Source organism: Actinomycetes bacterium, from assembly GCA_036510875.1.
In the GTDB taxonomy this organism is placed as follows: Bacteria; Actinomycetota; Actinomycetes; order Prado026; family Prado026; genus DATCDE01.
In genome coordinates this window covers 1-18206 of sequence record DATCDE010000171.1, presented here as the reverse complement: position 1 = coordinate 18206, position 18206 = coordinate 1, and the positions used below count along the sequence as shown (strand labels likewise).

Here is an 18206-nt window from a genome sequence, read left to right as displayed (position 1 = left end):
GCCCCAGCCGGTGCCGCCGCAGCCTAAGGGTGGCAGCGGCGGCGTCGTTGTGGAACCGGCGGGCCAGCACCACCCGCTGGCAGGCCGCCGCGGCCTCCTCGGCCAGCTCCCGGCCGGTCTCGCTCGAGCGCAGCACGGCGTCCGCCTCGGGCGCGTCCAGGGTGGCCCGCAGTGCCTGGGTCAGCCCGCTCTCGGCCTCCTCCCTCGTCGCCGGGTCGGCGGCCTGCGCCGCGTGCGCCGACGCCGCCAGCAGCATGCTGCTGGCCGGGTCGAGCAGGCCGGACGTCGCCAGCTCGAGAGCGACCCCCGACCGACGGACCAGCTGCGCGTCGAGCGCGTTGGACGCCGCCTCAACCCGCACGTGCAGCCGGTCCAGCCGGCCGGCCAGCCCGCGCAGGTACAGCCCGAGCAGCGCCAGGGCCAGCAGGAGCGCGCCCAGCACCCAGCGCGTGGTCATCCGTTGGCGTCCTTCAGCCGGGTGGAGAACAGCCCGAAGGCCTGCGCGCGGGGGTCCACACCAACCGGGATCCCGGGCAGAATGACGGTCTCGTACACGGCCAGCACCTGCTGCGCCACGGTCTGCCAGTCGTAGCGCCGGGCCACCGCCGTCCCCGCCTCGGCCAGCGCCGTCCGCTTCGCGCGGTCCCGGAGCAGCTCGTTGGCCGCTGCGGCCAGGGCGCCCGGGTCACCCACCGGAAACAGCCGACCGGCGCGTCCGTCGTCCAGGACCGACCGGAACGCGTCGAGGTTGCTGGCCAGCACCGGCGCGCCGGCGGCCATCGCCTCGAGCAGGATCATCCCGAAGCTCTCGCCCCCGGTGTTGGGGGCGACGTAGAGGTCCACCGAGTGCAGCATGGCGGCCTTGTCCGCGTCGCTCACCAGGCCCAGCAGCTCGACCCGGTCGCGCAGGTCCGGGTCGATGGAGTCGCGGACCTCGTCGACGTCGCCGGGGCCGGCCACCAGCAGCCGCACCCCCGGATGCTCGGCCACCACGGCACGCAGCGCCTCCAGCAGCACCGGCAGCCCCTTGCGCGGCTCGTCGATGCGGCCCAGGAACCCGAGCGCGCCCCCCTGGCCGGGCCAGCCCGGCATCGGGTCGGCCTTCGCGTAGCGGCGCAGCGCGACCCCGTTGGGGATGAGGACGGCGTCACCGCCCACGTGCTGGACGACGGTGCTGCGGGCCGCCTCGCTGACCGCGATCCGGGCGGTGATCCGCTCCAGCGTGGGCTGCAAGATCCCGTAGCTGGCGCCGTACACCCGCGACCTCGACAGGTAGCTGCTGTGGAAGGTGCCGACCACCGGACCGGACGCCGCCCACACCGCCAGCATCGACACGCTCGGTGACACCGGCTCGTGCACGTGCAGCAGGTCGAAGCCGCCCTCCCGGATCCAGCGACGCGTGCGGGACGCCGACACCGGGCCGAAGGACAACCGGGCCACCGAGCCGTTGAACGGCACCGGCACGGCCCGTCCGGACAGCACCACGTACGGCTCGACCACGGCGTCCGGGTCGCCAGGGGCGAGCACCGACACCTCGTGGCCCAGCCGCAGCAGCTCCTCGGCCAGGTCGCGGACATGCTCCTTGACCCCGCCCGGGACGTCCCAGGAGTAGGGGCAGACCAGGCCCACCCTCACGGCCGCTCCGCCGTCGGGTCGAGGTCGGACAGCCACAACCGCTGCAGCATGTGCCAGTCCTGCGGGTGCTGGCGGATGCCCTCGGCGAACCGGTCTGCGGTGGCCTGAGTCATGGCGAGGATCTTGTCCTGCTTGGTCCCGTGCGCGGGGACCTCGATGGGCGGGTGCATCCGACCGCGGCTGTGGGTCGGGTCGTACCAGAGGGTGGCCGTGATCAGCACGGCCCCGGTAGACACCGCGAGCGCGGCCGGCCCGGCCGGCAGCTGAGTGGTCTCGCCGAACATCTGCACGGGCACGCCGGCCCGGGTGAGGTCGCGGTCGCCGAGCAGCGCCACCAGCCCGCCGTCCCGGAGCCGGCTCATCAGGGTCCGGAACGGGGGCTCCGCGCCGGTGAGCGGAAGGATCTCCATGCCCAGCGCGCGCCGATAGTCCAGGAACCGCTCGTACAGCCCCTCGGGCTGCAGCCGCTCGGCCACCGACACGACCTGGGTGTGCTGCAGTGTGGCCCACGCCCCGGCGTGGTCCCAGTTGCCCATGTGTGGCAACGACACGACGACGCCCCGCCCGGTGGCCAGGCCGTCGGCGAGGTTGTGCTGGTCGTCCATCACGAACGACGAGACGATCCGCTCGGGGGTCAGGTCCGGGAGCCGGAACGCCTCGGACCAGTACCGCAGGTAGGACCGCATGCCGGCCCGGCTCAGCTCGCGCAGCTGCTCGGGGGTGGCGTCCGGCCGGACGCGGGCCAAGTTGCGCTCGAACTGGCGCACCCCCTTGCCCCGCCGGCGCCACGCCTGGTCGGCGGCAGTCGTGAACAGCCGCCGGACCATGGGGGCAGGCATCCGGCGGACCGCCGTCCAGCCGGTGCTGTACGCCACTTCGGTCAGGGTGCCCCTGACGTCGCCCTTCACTGGGTTGCGGCCGGGCCGTCGAGCGCGACCTGCCGCCGCACCTCGAGCATCCGTTGGCCGACGGTGACCACCGTCGCGACGGCCAGCAGCCACAGCCCGACGGCCTGGACGTAGGGGACGCCCAGCCCGGACAACCCGGTGGCCAGTAGCACGACGACCAGGCGCTCCGAGCGCTCGGCGATGCCGACGTTGCACGTCATCCCGAGACCCTCGGCCCGCGCCCGCGCATATGAGACGACCATGCCGCCGATCAGGCAGACCAGCGCCAGGACGGCGAGCACCGGCTCGTCGCCGCCCATGGCGAACCACAGGACCAGCCCGCCGAGAACCGACCCGTCGGCGATCCGGTCCAGCGTGGAGTCGAGGAACGCGCCCCACCTGCTGGACCGGCCGGACAGCCGGGCCATGGTGCCATCGAGGGTGTCCGAGAAGACGAAGGCGGTGATGACGAGCGAGCCGACGAACAGCTCCCCCCGGGGGTAGAGGCCGAACGCGGCGGCGGTCACCCCGGTCGCGCCGATCCAGGTGATCACGTCCGGCCCGACGCCGATGCGGAGCAGGCCGCGGGCCAGCGGCGTGAACAGGGCGTTGAAGAACGCCTTCAGGTGGCGCGCGAGCATCGGTGGCTTCCGTCGGAGGCGGGTGGTGCGGATCACCGTCAGCCTATCGACGCAAGGCCAGGAGTCCCCTTGTGCCACGACGGCGGCGGGTGAAGGGTGACCAGAACGTGTGCGTGGCACGGGGCGACTGACTCAAGGAGGCGACACTGTGGCGACGAACAGCCCGGCAGACGGCGGCAGGGTACCGACGGCCGACCAGCCGTCGAAGATCCGCAACGTGGTAGTGGTCGGCCACACCGGTGCAGGGAAGACAACGCTCGTCGAGGCCCTGCTCGTCGCGACCGGGACGATCTCACGGGCCGGTCGGGTCGAGGACGGCACCACGGTGAGCGACTACGACGAGTCGGAGGCCCGCCAGCAGCGCTCGGTGGGCCTGTCGGTCGCCCCCGTCGAGTGGGACGGCATCAAGATCAACCTGTTGGACACCCCCGGCTACGCCGACTTCGTCGGGGACCTGCGCGCCGGGCTGAGGGCGGCCGACGCCGCGCTGTTCGTCATCTCGGCGGTGGACGGGATCGACGGCACCACCCAGCTGCTGTGGGAGGAGTGCGCGACCGTGGGCATGCCGCGCGCCGTCGTCGTCACCAAGCTGGACCTGCCGCGCGCCGACTTCGAGGAGACCGTGGCGGTCTGCCAGCGCGTCTTCGGGCAAGGCGTGCTGCCGCTGTACCTGCCCCTGGCCAAGGACGACGGGACTGCGGGTGGCCTGCTGGGGCTGCTCTCCCAGCGGGTCTTCGACTACTCGTCCGGGCAGCGGGTCGAGCGCGACCCGGACCCCGAGCACCTGCAGCTGATCGAGGGCACCCACGGTGCGCTCATCGAGGGGATCATCGCGGAGAGCGAGGACGAGACCCTCATGGACCGCTACCTGGACGGCGAGGAGCTCGACCTCAAGACGCTGGTGAACGACCTGGAGACGGCCGTCGCGCGCGGCTCGTTCTACCCCGTCCTCGGGATGGCGTCGCCCAGCGGTCTCGGCACGGTCGAGCTGCTCGACGCCATGACCGCAGGGTTCCCCTCGCCCACTGAGCACCCGCTGCCTGCGATCACCGGTCCGGACGGGTCACCGCGCAGCCCGATGACCTGCGACCCGAACGGCCCGCTGGTCGCGGAGGTCGTCAAGACGACCACCGACCCGTACCTGGGGCGGGTCAGTGTGGTGCGGGTCTTCTCCGGCACGCTTCGCCCTGACTCCCTCGTCCACGTCTCCGGCCACTTCTCCACGTTCTTCGGCGAGGACCGCGGGCACGAGGACCACGACGTCGACGAGAAGGTCGGCGCGCTGAGCTCGCCGCTGGGCAAGACGCTGCGCACCGTCGCCTCCGGCAGCGCGGGGGACATCTGCGCGGTCGCCAAGCTGACCAGGGCGGAGACCGGGGACACCCTGTCCGACAAGGACCAGCCGCTGCTCATGGAGCCTTGGGTGATGCCCGAGCCGATGCTCCCGATCGCCATCGTGGCCCGAGCCAAGGCGGACGAGGACAAGCTGTCACAGAGCCTCCAGCGGCTGGTGGCCGAGGACCCGACGCTGCGGCTGGAGAACAACGCCGAGACCCACCAGCTGGTGCTGTGGACCATGGGCGAGGCGCACGCCGACGTGCTGCTGGACCGGCTGAGCAGTCGGTACGGCGTGGCCGTGGACGCCACGCCGGTGCGGATCTCGCTGCGCGAGACCTTCGCCGGACCGGCGACCGGGCACGGCCGGCACGTCAAGCAGTCCGGTGGGCACGGGCAGTACGCGGTGTGCGACATCCAGGTCGAGCCGCTGCCGTCCGGCTCCGGCTTCGAGTTCGTGGACAAGGTGGTCGGCGGCGCGGTGCCCCGGCAGTTCATCCCGAGCGTCGAGAAGGGCGTGCGCGCGCAGATGGAGAAGGGCGTCGTCGCCGGCTACCCGGTGATCGACATCCGGGTGACGCTGTACGACGGGAAGGCGCACTCGGTGGACTCCTCCGACATGGCCTTCCAGATGGCCGGCGGGCTGGCCCTGAAGGAGGCCGCGGTCGCCGGCGACATGCTCATGCTCGAGCCGGTCGACCAGATGTCGATCATGGTGGCGGACGAGTACGTCGGCGCCGTCATGAGCGACCTGTCGGGTCGCCGAGGTCGGGTGTCGGGCACCGAGCCGGTCGGCGCCGGGCGGACGCTGGTGCGGGCCGAGGTGCCCCAGCAGGAGACCACCCGCTACGCCATCGACCTGCGGTCGCTGTCCCACGGCACCGGGACCTTCACCCGCAGCTACCTGCGGCACGAGCCGATGCCCGCCCACCTGGCGGCCAAGGTCAAGGCCGAGGCCAACGCCACCTCCTGACCGGCACGAAGGGTCCCTTCATGCAGGGGTGGGCGGCGATGAGGGCCAAGCGGCGGCGAGCAGGTCCCGGGTGTCCGCCAGCAGCTGCGGCAGCACCCGGGTCATCCCGATCACCGGCATGAAGTTGGTGTCGCCGCCCCACCGCGGGACGACGTGGACGTGCAGGTGGGCGGCGATCCCGGCCCCGCCCACGATGCCCATGTTCATGCCGACGTTGAACCCCTGCGGCCCGGCGACGGCCCGCAGCGTGGTCATGGCCTGCTGGGTCATGGTGCCGAGCTCGGTAACCTCCTGCTCGGTCAGCTCCGCGTAGTCGGCGACGTGCCGGTAGGGGCACAGCAGCAGGTGCCCGGCGTTGTAGGGGTACCGGTTGAGCACCGCGTACACCGACCGCCCCCGCGCGGTGACCAGGCCCTCCGCCTCGGGCAGCCCGGGGACCCGACAAAACGGACAGCGGTCGCCGGCCGCGCCGTCCGTCGGCTTGCCCTCGCCTTGGATGTAGGCCATCCGGTAGGGGGTCCACAGCCGGTCGAACGCGTCGGGCTCCCCCGTCGGCAGCGTCATCCCGCCGATACTAGGCACTTCGACCGAGCGGGCGGCGGAGGGGACGGGGGCGGCGGGTCGGGCGTCGACGGCTCGAAGGCGGTCCGCAGCTCGCGCTCGACCTGGTCGGTGATCCGGTCGGCGAACCGCTGGGCCATGGCCTCGGCCCGACCCTCACGATGCTGCCGGACCGGCGGGAACTCGTCCGGCAGCCCGTCGACCAAGACCTGGTGCAGGTGCTCGTACCCGACGTCCTTCAGGTGCGCGCCCAGGTCGACCAGCTGGACACCGGGCGGCAGCTCCACCCCCACCAGCACTCGGGTGGCCGCGGAGAGCAGCACCTGGCCGCCATGCCCGGCCGCGCAGATCCGCGCGGCGCGGACGACGTCCATCCCGACGAAGCCCTCGTCGGTGAGGGCGGGCTCGCCCGTGTGCAGCCCCATCCGCACCCGGACGTCGGCACCGTCTGACCACTCGTGCCCGTGCAGGGCGCGCTGCCCCTCGACCGCGGCGGCCAGCGCGTCCCGCGCCCGGCTGAACACGAAGAAGTGCGCGTCGCCCTGGGTGTCCACCTCGTGGCCGCCGGCCAACTCCACGACGTCCCGGAGCAGCCGGCGGTGCGTCGTCACCACGCTCGCGTGGGCGTCCCCGAGGTCGCGCCGCAGCGCCGTCGACCCCTCGATATCGGTGCAGACCATCGTCACGGTGCCGCCCGGTAGACCCATCTCCCTCGCTCCCCCACCCGGTGGTCGGACGCTAGACCTGGATCCGGTCCCGGATCGCCGCGACGACCTCGGCCACCGCCTCGGCGACCGGCACCCCGTTGCGCTGCGAGCCGTCCCGGAACCGGAACGACACCGCGCCCTTGGCGACGTCGTCGTCCCCAGCGATGAGCATGAACGGGACCTTCTGCTTCTGCGCCGTCCGGATCTTCTTCTGCATCCGGTCGTCCGAGGTGTCCACCTCCACCCGCACCTGGTGGGCGCGGAGCCGCTCGGCGACCTCCTGCAGGTAGGGCACGTGCTCGTCGGTGATCGGGATGCCGACGACCTGCACGGGGGCGAGCCAGGGTGGGAACGCACCGGCGTAGTGCTCGACGAGGACCCCGAAGAAACGCTCGATCGAACCGAACTTCGCCGAGTGGATCATGACGGGGCGCTGCCGCGAGCCGTCGGCCGCCTGGTACTCCAGGCCGAACCGCGCCGGCTGGTTGAAGTCGTACTGGATCGTCGACATCTGCCAGGTCCGGCCGATCGCGTCCCGGGCCTGGACCGAGATCTTCGGCCCGTAGAACGCGGCACCACCGGGGTCGGGCACCAGCTCGAGCCCGGTCTCGATGGCGGCGGTGCCCAAGACCTCGGTGGCGGCCGCCCACTCCTCGTCGCTGCCGATGAACTTGTCTGAGGTGGGGTCCTGGGTCGACAGCTCGAGGTAGAAGTCGCTGAGACCGAAGTCCTTGAGCAGCCCGAGCACGAACGAGAGCAGGTGCTTGATCTCGTCGGCGGCCTGCTCTGGCGCCACGTACGAGTGCGAGTCGTCCTGGGTCATGCCACGCACCCGGGTGAGCCCGTGCACGACACCGGACTTCTCGAACCGGTAGACCGACCCGAACTCGAACAGCCGCAGCGGCAGCTCGCGGTACGAACGCCCGCGCGAGGAGAAGATCAGGTTGTGCATCGGGCAGTTCATGGCCTTGAGGTAATAGTGCGCGCCCTCCATCTCCATGGGCGGGTACATCGTGTCGGCGTAGTAGGGCAGGTGGCCGGAGGTCTCGAACAGCCCCTGCTTGGAGATGTGCGGGGTGCCGACGTACTGGAAGCCCTCCTCGATGTGCCGCCGGCGCACGTAGTCCTCCATCTCCCGCTTCACGACGCCGCCCTTGGGGTGGAAGACCGCGAGGCCGGACCCCAGCTCCTCGGGGAACGAGAACAGGTCGAGCTCCGCGCCGAGCTTGCGATGGTCCCGCTTCTCGGCCTCGGCGAGGAACGCCAGGTGCGCCTTGAGCGCGTCCCGGCTCTCCCATGCGGTGCCGTAGATGCGCTGCAGCTGGGGGTTCTTCTCGCTCCCCCTCCAGTACGCCGCAGCCACCCGCATCAGCTCGAACGCCGGGATCGTGCGCGTGGTCGGCAGGTGCGGGCCGCGGCACAGGTCGGCCCAGACCCGCTCCCCAGACGACGCGTCCAGGTTGTCGTACATGGTCAGCTCGGCGCCGCCGACCTCCATGACGTCCTCACCGGGCGCCGCCTTGAGGCCGACCAGCTCGAGCTTGTACGGTTCGGCCGCGAGCTCGACGCGGGCGCCGTCCTCGCTGACCACCCGCCGGGAGAACCGCTGCCCGGACTTGATGATCCCCTGCATCCGCTTCTTGAGCCGTTCGAGGTCCTCGGGCACGAACGGCTCGGGCACGTCGAAGTCGTAGTAGAACCCGTCCGCGATCGGCGGGCCGATGCCCAGCCGGGCCTGCGGGAACAGGTCCTGCACAGCCTGGGCCAGCACGTGGGCGGTCGAGTGCCGAAGCACGGCCCGGCCGTCCGGGGAGTCAATCGGCACGCCGTCCACGACATCGCCGTCGAGGACCACGCACCCGAGGTCCTTGAGCTCGCCGTTCACCCGGGCCACCACCACCGAGCGGTCGGCCGCGAACAGGTCGGCGGTCGTCGTGCCCGCGGCCACCGTTCGCTCGTCTCCGGCGAGGGTGATGCGGACGTCGGACACGGTCGGCTCCCAGGGTGCTCGTCGAACCGACCCAGTCGGATCGGCTGACGGCGATGCTAGCCGCCAACCGCGAGGCCGCCCGCGCCGATTACCGGCTGGCGGCCGGACGCAGGTGATGAGTGCTGTTGAACGCGCTGTTGGCCAGCCGGGCGGTCGCCGGTCCCGGGAACCGCACCGGGACCCGCACCAGCACCTTCGGCGGCGTCGCCGCGGCCGGCTTGGCGGCGACCGGCTTGGCTGCCGACACCGCCTTCGGGACCGCCGTGCGCACCGTCGACCGGGACGTCCTGGTGCTGGAGCTCGCCCGCTGCGAGGTGGTCGGCGCCGTGACGACCGGCGGGGCGGGCGCCACGGGGGCGGCGGAGGTGCGGCGCTTGAAGTCCACCGTCACCCACAGCCGTCCGTCGCTGCCCCGCACCGCACCGACGCCGACGTCGGTGAACTGGGCCCGCAGGATGTTGGCCCGGTGCGGAGCGCTGGCCATGAACGCCGCCTCGATCTGGGCGGCGGAGCTGCCCTGGCCGACGTTCTCGCCCAGCAGGGTCCAGCCGTGCACAGCGCCGGACAGGCTCGGGTTGTGGGACAGCGTGCCGGCACTGGCCATCCGCGAGGTCCAGCCCCTGGCCACGGAGGTCAGCTCGGAGTCCACCGTCAGCGGTCGCAGCCCGGCGCTGGCGCGGGCGCTGTTCATCACGGCGACGAGGGAGCCGGCCGAGGTGGTGTCGTACTGGGCGGCCTTGGCGGCCGACGGCAGCGCTAGCAGCCCGGCCAGGACAGCCCCGTAGACCAGGAGGGCGGCAAGTAGGCGGACGGGCAGGGGGCGCAGGGCCGGGATCCGGGACAAGCCGTCGGACCTCCTCGCTGGGGGCAAACCGGGCACAGCCGGACAGACCCGGCCAGGTCGACCGTTATGCCCGAATTTCGCGAACCCTAACCCAGCGCGCGCTGTGATCGCGAGCAGCGTAGCGGCGCCGGTCGCCGGACTGGTGCGCGAATCACTCCGGTCGGCCGGCCGTGCCGACCTGTCCGGCGGGCAGGCTGCGGGCGAGCACGGTCGTCGCGGTGGGCGGGGTCAGCACGGAGGGGTGGCCGCGGCCGAAACCGGGCTGGGTGAACGCTTTCAGCACGTTCGCGGTCAGCCGACCGAGGACGGCGGACTCGTTGGCGGCGATCCGGTGGTCGACGCAGGAACCGTCGATCTCGCAGCCCCAGTCGGTGGTGCCGGCCGAGAAGACCGCGGCACCGGACGGCGCTGTGTAGTACGTCACATCGACCGGGCCGAGCAGCCGGCCGCGCCGGAACGAGCCCTCGGCGACGACCTGCAGGTCGGGCGGCAGCCCGTGCGGCGTGGTGCCGTTCACCTCGTTGGCCGCGGCGCTGGCCAGCAGCGACCCGACCCGCAGCCCGGTCCCGTCGACCAGCCACGGCGGTGCGCTGCGCATCCGCAGCCCGCTGTCCAGCTTCCGCCCGGCGTAGCGCTCCCCGATCAGCGCGCCGACGTCGGTCGCCGGGCCCGGGTTGGCCCCCCAGTAGACCGCTGCGGCGGCCGGGTCGGCGACCGCGGTCGGGTCGGCGAGGGTGCGGTAGCAGACCGCCGAGGTCGGACGGCCACCCCCAGCTGGGGTGATCCTGATCTGCCAGGAGATGTCGTTGCCGCCGAGCCAGGCCTCGTTGACCCCGGCGTTGCGGGGCGCCTCCAGCCCGTTCAGCATCCACGCCGACCAGTACTCGGCGTGCCCGGGGACGACGACCTCCCGATGGGCCAGCAGCAGGCTGGGCGTCGCGTCCACGTCGAAGTCGGTCACGGAGGCGGTGTCCAGCCCCAGCCGCTCGATCTGGTGGACCAGCGCCACGTCGCGCACCATCAGCTCACGCAGCCCGTCGGCGACCAGCGGCCGGTCCAGCCCGGCGGCGAAGGAGCGCAACGCGATCGAACCGCCGGGGCCGCGGTACAGGGACGCCCCGCCGTAGGTGTTGTACGCCGCCCAGGTGGCCGCGCTGAGCTGGACCAGCACCGGTGCGGCGCCGCCGGGGTCGCGCACCACCAGGGGCGCGACCCCGGCGGTCCCGCCGTGCTCGCCGCTGAACTCCACCGGGTACAGCCCGGGCTCGAACGACGGCGTGACCGGGATGTGGTCGTCGTCGGCCAGGTCTCCTGGATCAGCCGGGTCGGCCCGCTCGGCTGGGCCTGCCGCTGCGGCGACACCAGCACCGGCGAGGAGGTCCACACCAGCCGGGCGCGGGTCCCCCCGTACCAGCCGACGCGGAACGCCCGCACCACCGCCAGGCCGCGCGGCCCGCTCAGGTGCAGGTCCGCGCGCTCGCGGCAGACCACAGTCGTCTGACCGAGGTAGCCCACGAGCTGCTGACGCGCCGACACCCGTGTCCGCCAGTCGCTGTCCCCCGGTCGGGCGTTCTCCCGGGCGAGCCACCCCGGCGCGTGGTCCGCCCGCCGGCAGCCTCCCGACACCGGCCCCCCGGGCAGGTCCGCCGGCAGTCCCACCGCCAGTGACGCCGCCCAGCCGAAGACGGTGACCTGCCGCCGCGCGGTGGCCTTCGGCTCGGCCGCGACGACCGGTGCCGCGTGCAAGGCGGTCCCGAGCAGCGTGCCGACGACGACGGCGACCGCGGCCAGCGCAGCCACCCGGCCCCGCGGACCAAGACCCCGCACCCGATTCCCCCTCCGCGCCGGTCCGGCCCGAACCGGCCGCGTCAGCCAGACGAGCGGCCCGCTCGTCAGTTCCGGGTCCCGGATCAGACGCGGCGCTGCAGCTCAGCGACGATGCGGGCGGCGGTGTCCCCCGTGCCGTAGGGCGCGTCCTCGACGTCGGCCGGGCGGGGCGCCAGCAGCGCCGGACCGAGGCCGGCCGGGTCGGGGACCAGCAGGTTCCAGCCGAGGTCCACGGTCTCGACCCACTCGGTCTCGGTCCGCAGCGTCACGCACGGCACCCGGAGCAGGAACGCCTCCTTTTGCACCCCACCGGAGTCGGTGGCCACCGCGTACGCGTGCATCATGAGCGCCACCGTCTTCGGGTAGGCCAGCGGCGCGACCGGGTGCAGCGACCCGGCGGCCAGCGCGATCCCGGCCGCGGCGGCCCGGGTCGCGAGCCGGGGGTGCACCGGGAGCACCACGGGGAACGGACTGGCGGCTAGCGCGCCCACGAGCGCGGAAAGCCGGCCCGGGTCGTCGGTGTTCTCGGCCCGGTGCAGCGTGGCCAGCACGTACGGGGCGGCTGCGGAGACCCCGGCGGGCAGCTCAAGCGGCCGACCGGCGACCCGGTCGCGCACCGCGAGGGTGATCTCCGTCTTGATGTCCCCCACGACGACGGTGCGCGCGGCCAGCCCCTCGCGGGTCAGCTGGGTCAACGCTCCCTGGGTCGGCGCCAGCAGCAGGTCGGCCGCGTGGTCGGTGAGCACCCGGTTGTGCTCCTCGGGCATCCGCCGGTTGAAGGAGCGCAGCCCCGCCTCCACGTGCGCGACCCGCAGATGCTGCTTCACGGCGGACAGCGCGCCGGCCAGGGTCGAGTTGGTGTCGCCGAACACGACCACCCAGTCGGGGGCCGCCTCGGCGAGGACCGGGTCGAGGGCGGTCAGGATGGCGCCCGTCTGCACCCCGTGGCTGGCCGATCCGACGCCCAGCGACACGTCGGGGGTGGGCAGATCCAGGTCGGCGAAGAAGACGTCGCTCATGGCCGCGTCGTAGTGCTGCCCGGTGTGGACGACGACGTGCTGGTGCGGCGTCCCTCGCAACGCCCAGGACAGCGGCGCCAGCTGGATGAACTCCGGTCGCGCCCCAACGATCGACACAATCTTCACAACTCATCCACCTGGCCCAGCGCAAGGGACGGCATGGGCTCGGGGCCCGCGACGTGCGGGGTCTCCCCCAGGATCCTGGCGTACTCCGCCCACAGCGCAGGCTCCTGGCCCTGCCAGCTCATCCGCGCCACCAGGCCCGCCCGCCCGGCCCGATAAGCAGCAGGGTCGGCGAGCACGGCACGGACGGCACGGGCCAGGTCGTCGGCGTCGCCGTCCCGGAACACCTCGCCGCAGTGCTCGCGCCGGACCACTTCAGCCATGCTCCGCACCTCGCTGACCACCAGCGGCAGGCCCGCGTGCAGGTACTCGAACAGCTTGTTGGGCATGGCCATCTCGTGGTTCGGCGAGCCGGACCGCAGCGGGTGGACGCCGACATCGGCCTGCGCCACGAAGGGGACCAGTGCCTCCGCGTCGACCGGCGCCACGACGTGCAGCCGATCCGCGGCGCCGACCTCGGCGGCCAGCACCCGCAGCCCCGCCTCGGCCGGATGCGGGTACGGCACCGGCACGACGGCCAGGTGGGCCTGCGGCAGCCGGCCCAGGGCGTGGACCAACACGTCGACGCCCCGCGCGTCGCTGATGCCGCCGGTGTAGACCAGCAGGGGCACCTCGCTCGGCAGCCCGATGGCCTGCCGCAGCCCGGGGCCGTCCGCCGCGAGGTCCCGGGCGACCGGGGCGTTGAGCAGCACCACCGGCCGCCGGGGCAGCCGAAACCGCTCCACCAGCGTGTCCGCGATCGGCTCGCTGACCGTGAGAACGCCGTCGGCCTGGCGCACGAACTCGCTCTCGAGCGCCAGCAAGGCGGCGTGCAGCCGCGGCGCCGCCCGCTCCTCCGGCGGCATGCCGGCCCAGTTCTCCCTGGCGTCGTAGACGACCCGCACCGTCCGGCGACCAGCCGCTGCAGCCCGCTCTCGCGCCGCCTCGGCGACCGGCAACGCCCACGGGTCGTGGGCGTGCACCACGTCCGGGTCGAGGCGGTCCAGCCACGGACCGAAGGCGTCCTCGTAGTCGCGGACCTGCGGGAAGCTGCGCCGCCAGGACGGCCGCACGGCCACCGTCGGGGCCGCCCGGTCCCAGACCCGCCAGCCGGTGCCGACGACGTCGTCGGTGAGCTGCTGACCGCGGGTCCGCGCCCTGGCCAGGAGCACGCCGGCCCGCAGCGCGGCCACCCGGACCCGGCCGGCCGCCCCGGGAGAGGCAGCCCTGGTCTGCTCGATCCGCTGGTAGGTGCGGGCCACCGAGCGGACCCCCTCCTCGGCCGAGCCGAAGCCGACCGTGCGAGGGCGGTGCTCCCGGCGGGCGGCCCGGGCCACCCGCTCCCGGTCACGGTGGGTGAACGGCACAGCGACGGCGACCACCCGCACCAGCCCACCGAGGTCGTACTCGTGCGGCTCGGCGTCCGGCGAGAGCGACAGCATCGTCACGTCGTACCCGGCACGGGCCAGTGACAGCGCGACCTTCTTCCCGCGCGTGTCCACCCGGATGTCGTACATGCGCAGCAGCACGACCCGGGGAGCGCTCACGCCGGCTCCTCGGCGGGCAGCTCGAACGACAGGTCGTCGGCAGGAGCTGGCACCGGACGGCCAAGGGCGCGGGTGTAGGCCGCCGCGACCTGAGGCTCCTGGGCCTGCCAGCTGTACTGCGCAGCGAGCCGGCCCACGCGGTCGACGTCCGGTCGAGGCTCGGCCAGGACCTGCCGCACCGCGGCGGCGAGCGACTCGGGGTCGCCGGAGCGGTAGACGGCCCCGAGGTGGTGCTCGCGCACGAAGCCCGCCATCTCCCGCGCGTCGCTGACGACGAGCGGCAGGCCAGCGTGCAGGTACTCGAACAGCTTGTTGGGCAGAGCCATCTCGTGGTTGACCGAGCCGGACGGCAGCGTGTGGACCCCGGCGTCGGCGTCCTGCAGGAACCCGATCAGCTCGGTCGGGTCGACCGGAGGGACGGCGTGAACCCGGTCGGTGACCCCGAGCTCCGCGGCCAGCGCCTCGAGCGCCGGCCAGGACGGGTGCGGGAACGGCACGGTGACCACGGCGAGGTGCACACCGTCGAGCAGCGGCATCGCCCGGATCAGCGTGTCCAGCCCGCGGGCGGCGCTCACGCTGCCGCTGTAGACGGCCAGCGGGGTCCCCGGCGCCACTCCGGCGGCCTCGCGGACCCGCCGCTGGGGTAGGCGGGCCACCGCTTCGAAGGGGGGCGCGTTGAGCACGACGAGCGGCCGCTCTTCCAGCCGCAGCCGCTCGCGCAGCGCATCGGCGATCGGCTCGCTCACGGTCAGTACAGCGGCCGCGCGGTGCGCGTACTCCTGCTCCAGCCGCAGCAGTGCCTCGTGCCGACGGACGGTGCCCCACTCCTCGCGCGGCATGCCGGCCCAGTTCTCGATGGCGTCGTAGACGACAGGCACCTCACGACCGAGCGCTCTGGCCCGGTCCGCGGCGTCCACGGCCAGGCCGAGGACGCTGACGTCGTGGGCGTGCAGCACGTCGGGTTCCAGGCCGTCCACGAGCGCGGCCACCCGCAGCTCGAACTCGCGCACGCCCACCAGCTCGCGTCGCCACGAGGTGCCACGACGCCGCCCCGAACGCCGCGCCTCGGTGCGCGCCACGGCGGCCTGCACCCGCCCGTCCAGCGCCTCCGCAACGTCGCGCCGGGCCCGCTGCAGGCGGCGTCCGACCCGGTTGAGCAGCCAGCGGACCTCGACGACGGCAGCGGAGAACCGGTCCGGCAGACCCGCATCCGGGGCCAGCAGCCGGCCCCGGGCGGCGGCTCGCTCGGCGGCCAGCAGCTCACCCTGCAAACGGCGTAGCCGGATGGCGGAGGTCGGTGGCACCCACCGCCCGGCGGCCGTGCGGTGCCGCCGCCGTTGCACGCCGAGCGCGTCGGAGTAGTACGGCGGCGCCGGCACGCGCAGCACGCGGACCGGGCCCAGGCTCGACTCGGCGGGCTCCCCGACCTCGGTCCCCTCGGGCGCCCGGCACACGACGGTGACCCGCAGGCCGAGCCGTTGCAGAGTCACGGCCATCTTCTTGACCCTGGCGTCCTGGGTGACGTCGGAGGCCCGAAGCATGACGACGTGGGCCGGCGTCTGGTTCACGGGCGTGACAGTAACCCAGCCGAGGAGCGGGCCCGGGAGCGAGGTGATCCGTTGCGAGGTGGACGATACTGGGTTCGAACCAGGGACTTCCTGGTTGCGAATCCTGAGCATCGATGGTTTCAGCCATCTCCCGTAGCCAAATCGTCAGATCCTGCGTTCGCGACGCGTGCTTGCGTGGTTCTGTTCTGTCGGTGCTGCTGGCCGGCTGTTACTGCCCGGGCTCAGCGGGCAGCGTCGATGGGTCCTTGGTGTGGATGCCCAGCGCGTCGCCGACGGTCAGGGTCCGAAGCGGCGGTGGGAGGGACGGCGCGGCGCCGGGCTTCAACACGGTCGGCCCACCCCGGGCCAACTGGCCCAGCCGGCCGTGTTCGTCGGCCAGGCTCGCCCCGGCACAGGCGGCGATCAGGATGACCATGCCGGCGCCGGTGAACCAGCTGACCAGGGCGAGGGAGACCCCGAAGAAGCCGAACTGCTGCTGGTCGCTGTCCACGGTGGACGGCATCCATATCGACGCGGATGCGGCGTACAGGCTCAGGCCGATGCCGGTGAGAACTGCTGAGGGGAGCAGCGCCCGCGATCGGACCTGGCGCTGCAGCATGAGCCAGCTGGTGGCCCACCACAGGCCGATCGACACGGCTGTGCTGAGCACGGCGAAGGCGACCGTGCCGGGGCCGCCGGACATGAAGTGGCGCAGCCCGCCCAGCAGGGCGGCGAAAGCCACCATGCCACCCAGCCAGACCGGCCCCCGGACGTAGCTCCCGGCCGTGCCGCCCGCGGGGCGCCGCCACGCTTTGACGAATAACCGTTCCAGGGCTGTGGTGAACGAGGTGGCGTAGAAGGCCAGCAGGACCAGACCCAGCACGCCGGTGGCACGCCGAATGTCGGACGACGAGGCCAGGGCCTGCTTCGCGATCGTGATGCTGTCACCGCTGAGGCCGAAGCGGTCCTCGAGTGTGGCGGAGATCGAGGCGCGGACTCGGGGGGTCACGAAGGCGGCGACGACGATGATGAACGGGAAGAACGAGACGAAGCCCTTGGCTCCCAGCGCCACGCTGCGGTCGACGAACTCGTTCTCCAGCATCCGCTCCCAGATCCGCCACAGGAATGTCTGCTCCACCCAGCGTCGAACGGCCTCGAGTCGGGCACGCAGCCGGTCAAGGCCGCGCCTCAGACCCGCGACGACAGTTGTCACAGTCCGGCCGCCCTTCCAGTTGGTCGGAAACCCCTCAGTGGCGACCGAGCCGTCAGGAACGCGTCGGGAGGCTGGGTAGTCAGCAGGGCACGGACGAGCGTTACACGATCCGAAGGCGGGTGATCACCTGGCGTCGGACGAGCAGCGGGACGAACTCGCGGATCGGAGCGCCGAGGAAGTGCTGCCAAGTGTCCAGTACGAGGGTATGAACCTGTTCCGCGGGCAGGTCTGGGAAGGCGTTGCGCAGTTCACGGACAAGCGCGTCCAGGCGCTGTGCCTCGTCGTTGCCGTCCAGCTCAGCCGCCATTGTGACCCCCGGTCGTCTGCGGTTGACCCACTATGCCGGACCAGGTTGGCCGACGGTATGTGAGTTGGCAAACCGAGAAGGGCCCCAACGGGCGCCGTCCTATTGAGCGCGGACGCGCAGACCCGGCGGCTCGAAAGCCGGCTCGAGGACCCGCGCACGATCTGGACGCTCTCCCCGACGGACCCCAAGTCCCACAGCCGCCACTACGACTACTACCGGGCCCGGGAGACGATGCTGGCCGCCACCGACACCGAACGGCGCCGTGTTCGTCGTGGACAACGACGACAAGAAGCGCGGCCGGCTCAACATCATTTCCCAGCTGCTTGACCGGATTCCGTACGAGCCGCTCCCGCCCCAAGGCGTCACGATGCCCCGGAAGCCGAGTGTCGGTGGGTCTGTGGAGCCAGATCTGCCCCTGCACCAGATCCCGACGCCGTTCTAGCGTCGAAGGACCGCCGCGCCAGCCGACCGCCGCCACTGTCGAACGACGTCGAGCATGTCTTGCGCCTCGGACCCAAGAGGTATGTGCTTGACGCTGGCCATGAAGTCGAGGAACAGGTCGATCATCAAGGCCAGGTCCTCGGTGGGCACCCCAGGGTTCGTTTCCAGCCGCTTCCACGACAGGTGAGCGACGCGAGTCGAGGCATACCCGTAGAGCCGGCCCAACCGGTCACGCAGCTCCTTCTCGAGCGCCGCGGGTTGGATGCCGAACGCCTCGAGCCGCATGGCCCCGTCCCTGTTGTCCGTGTCGCACAGAAACTCGAACAGGTTCCGGGCGTGAAGGGCGATCGACTCGATCAAGGCGTTCTTCTTAACAACGTCGGCCTCAGCCGCGGCCCTGGACTCAGAGGCCACGAGCATCGCGGCCTCGTATGCAAGGTGGTGGAGCGCCGAGCTCTGGACGTCTTGCGGTTGGATTCCCTGTCTCACCATTGGTAGTCAGGGGCGCAGGAGCCGCGTAGCGGCCCTGGTTCCCCATCCCCCTTTCAAACCGTGCGTGCGGTTTTCCCGCACACGGCTTATCGACGGTCTTCTGAACATGGTTACGCGGCCTTCGGGTAACGGATGGTG

At 72.5% G+C, this 18206-nt stretch carries 16 protein-coding genes; 1 reads left to right on the top strand and 15 read right to left on the bottom strand.

Features of this window, described 5'->3' with window-relative positions:
- The 4 genes from VIM19_09960 to VIM19_09945 all read right to left on the bottom strand — a co-directional run.
- On the bottom strand, nt 1–457 hold a 457-nt coding region (locus VIM19_09960), incomplete at its 3' end, for a hypothetical protein (protein HEY5185205.1).
- Nucleotides 454–1635: a glycosyltransferase family 4 protein gene (locus tag VIM19_09955; protein ID HEY5185204.1), complete on the bottom strand. Its 1182-nt coding sequence runs from the start codon at nt 1633–1635 to the stop codon at nt 454–456. The genes VIM19_09955 and VIM19_09960, both read right to left, overlap by 4 nt.
- Complete coding sequence (locus VIM19_09950) at nt 1632–2543, bottom strand: phosphatidylinositol mannoside acyltransferase (protein ID HEY5185203.1); 912 nt, start codon at nt 2541–2543, stop codon at nt 1632–1634. Before VIM19_09950 ends, VIM19_09955 begins: the two co-directional genes overlap by 4 nt.
- Complete coding sequence (locus VIM19_09945) at nt 2540–3163, bottom strand: CDP-alcohol phosphatidyltransferase family protein (GenBank protein HEY5185202.1); 624 nt, start codon at nt 3161–3163, stop codon at nt 2540–2542. The genes VIM19_09950 and VIM19_09945 overlap by 4 nt, the downstream gene beginning before the upstream one ends.
- A gap of 148 nt (nt 3164–3311) precedes the next feature.
- On the opposite strand from VIM19_09945, the gene VIM19_09940 reads away from it, so the two are divergent.
- Nucleotides 3312–5471 (top strand): elongation factor G-like protein EF-G2, encoded by a 2160-nt coding sequence (locus tag VIM19_09940; protein ID HEY5185201.1) that lies wholly within the window; start codon nt 3312–3314, stop codon nt 5469–5471.
- 18 nt (nt 5472–5489) lie between these two features.
- Here the strand turns inward: VIM19_09940 and VIM19_09935 are convergent, their stop codons facing one another.
- The 11 genes from VIM19_09935 to VIM19_09885 form a co-directional block, all read right to left on the bottom strand.
- Nucleotides 5490–6035, bottom strand: a complete 546-nt coding sequence (locus VIM19_09935) for an HIT domain-containing protein (protein HEY5185200.1) — start codon at nt 6033–6035, stop codon at nt 5490–5492.
- On the bottom strand, nt 6032–6712 hold the full coding sequence (locus VIM19_09930; protein ID HEY5185199.1) for an adenylate/guanylate cyclase domain-containing protein: 681 nt from the start codon (nt 6710–6712) through the stop codon (nt 6032–6034). Before VIM19_09930 ends, VIM19_09935 begins: the two co-directional genes overlap by 4 nt.
- Before the next feature lie 58 nt (nt 6713–6770).
- On the bottom strand, nt 6771–8729 hold the full coding sequence (gene thrS / locus VIM19_09925) for a threonine--tRNA ligase (protein ID HEY5185198.1): 1959 nt from the start codon (nt 8727–8729) through the stop codon (nt 6771–6773).
- 88 nt (nt 8730–8817) lie between these two features.
- Nucleotides 8818–9573, bottom strand: coding sequence for a CAP domain-containing protein (locus VIM19_09920; protein HEY5185197.1), 756 nt, complete (start codon nt 9571–9573; stop codon nt 8818–8820).
- A 151-nt stretch (nt 9574–9724) separates the two neighbouring features.
- Nucleotides 9725–10957: a N,N-dimethylformamidase beta subunit family domain-containing protein gene (locus VIM19_09915; protein ID HEY5185196.1), complete on the bottom strand. Its 1233-nt coding sequence runs from the start codon at nt 10955–10957 to the stop codon at nt 9725–9727.
- Between the two features lie 526 nt (nt 10958–11483).
- Nucleotides 11484–12545: a UDP-N-acetylglucosamine 2-epimerase (non-hydrolyzing) gene (gene wecB, locus VIM19_09910; GenBank protein ID HEY5185195.1), complete on the bottom strand. Its 1062-nt coding sequence runs from the start codon at nt 12543–12545 to the stop codon at nt 11484–11486.
- Nucleotides 12542–14068 (bottom strand): glycosyltransferase family 4 protein, encoded by a 1527-nt coding sequence (locus tag VIM19_09905; GenBank protein ID HEY5185194.1) that lies wholly within the window; start codon nt 14066–14068, stop codon nt 12542–12544. The genes wecB and VIM19_09905 overlap by 4 nt, the downstream gene beginning before the upstream one ends.
- Nucleotides 14065–15636 (bottom strand): glycosyltransferase family 4 protein, encoded by a 1572-nt coding sequence (locus tag VIM19_09900; protein HEY5185193.1) that lies wholly within the window; start codon nt 15634–15636, stop codon nt 14065–14067. The genes VIM19_09905 and VIM19_09900 overlap by 4 nt, the downstream gene beginning before the upstream one ends.
- A 208-nt stretch (nt 15637–15844) precedes the next feature.
- Entirely contained in the window at nt 15845–16753 is a 909-nt protein-coding gene (locus tag VIM19_09895) for a hypothetical protein (protein ID HEY5185192.1), read from the bottom strand.
- 175 nt (nt 16754–16928) lie between these two features.
- On the bottom strand, nt 16929–17135 hold the full coding sequence (locus tag VIM19_09890) for a hypothetical protein (protein HEY5185191.1): 207 nt from the start codon (nt 17133–17135) through the stop codon (nt 16929–16931).
- A 438-nt stretch (nt 17136–17573) separates the two neighbouring features.
- Nucleotides 17574–17996 carry a hypothetical protein gene (locus tag VIM19_09885; protein ID HEY5185190.1) on the bottom strand — a complete coding sequence of 141 codons (423 nt, stop codon included), beginning with the start codon at nt 17994–17996 and terminating at the stop codon, nt 17574–17576.
- Nucleotides 17997–18206 lie beyond the last annotated feature (210 nt).

Coding starts and splice junctions, on each gene's coding strand:
- VIM19_09935 (HEY5185200.1), bottom strand. CDS start 6,035: ATGACGCTGCCGACGGGGGAGCCCGACGCGTTCGACCGGCTGTGGACC.
- VIM19_09945 (HEY5185202.1), bottom strand. CDS start 3,163: ATGCTCGCGCGCCACCTGAAGGCGTTCTTCAACGCCCTGTTCACGCCG.
- VIM19_09930 (HEY5185199.1), bottom strand. CDS start 6,712: ATGGTCTGCACCGATATCGAGGGGTCGACGGCGCTGCGGCGCGACCTC.
- VIM19_09885 (HEY5185190.1), bottom strand. CDS start 17,996: ATGCTCGTGGCCTCTGAGTCCAGGGCCGCGGCTGAGGCCGACGTTGTT.
- VIM19_09890 (HEY5185191.1), bottom strand. CDS start 17,135: ATGGCGGCTGAGCTGGACGGCAACGACGAGGCACAGCGCCTGGACGCG.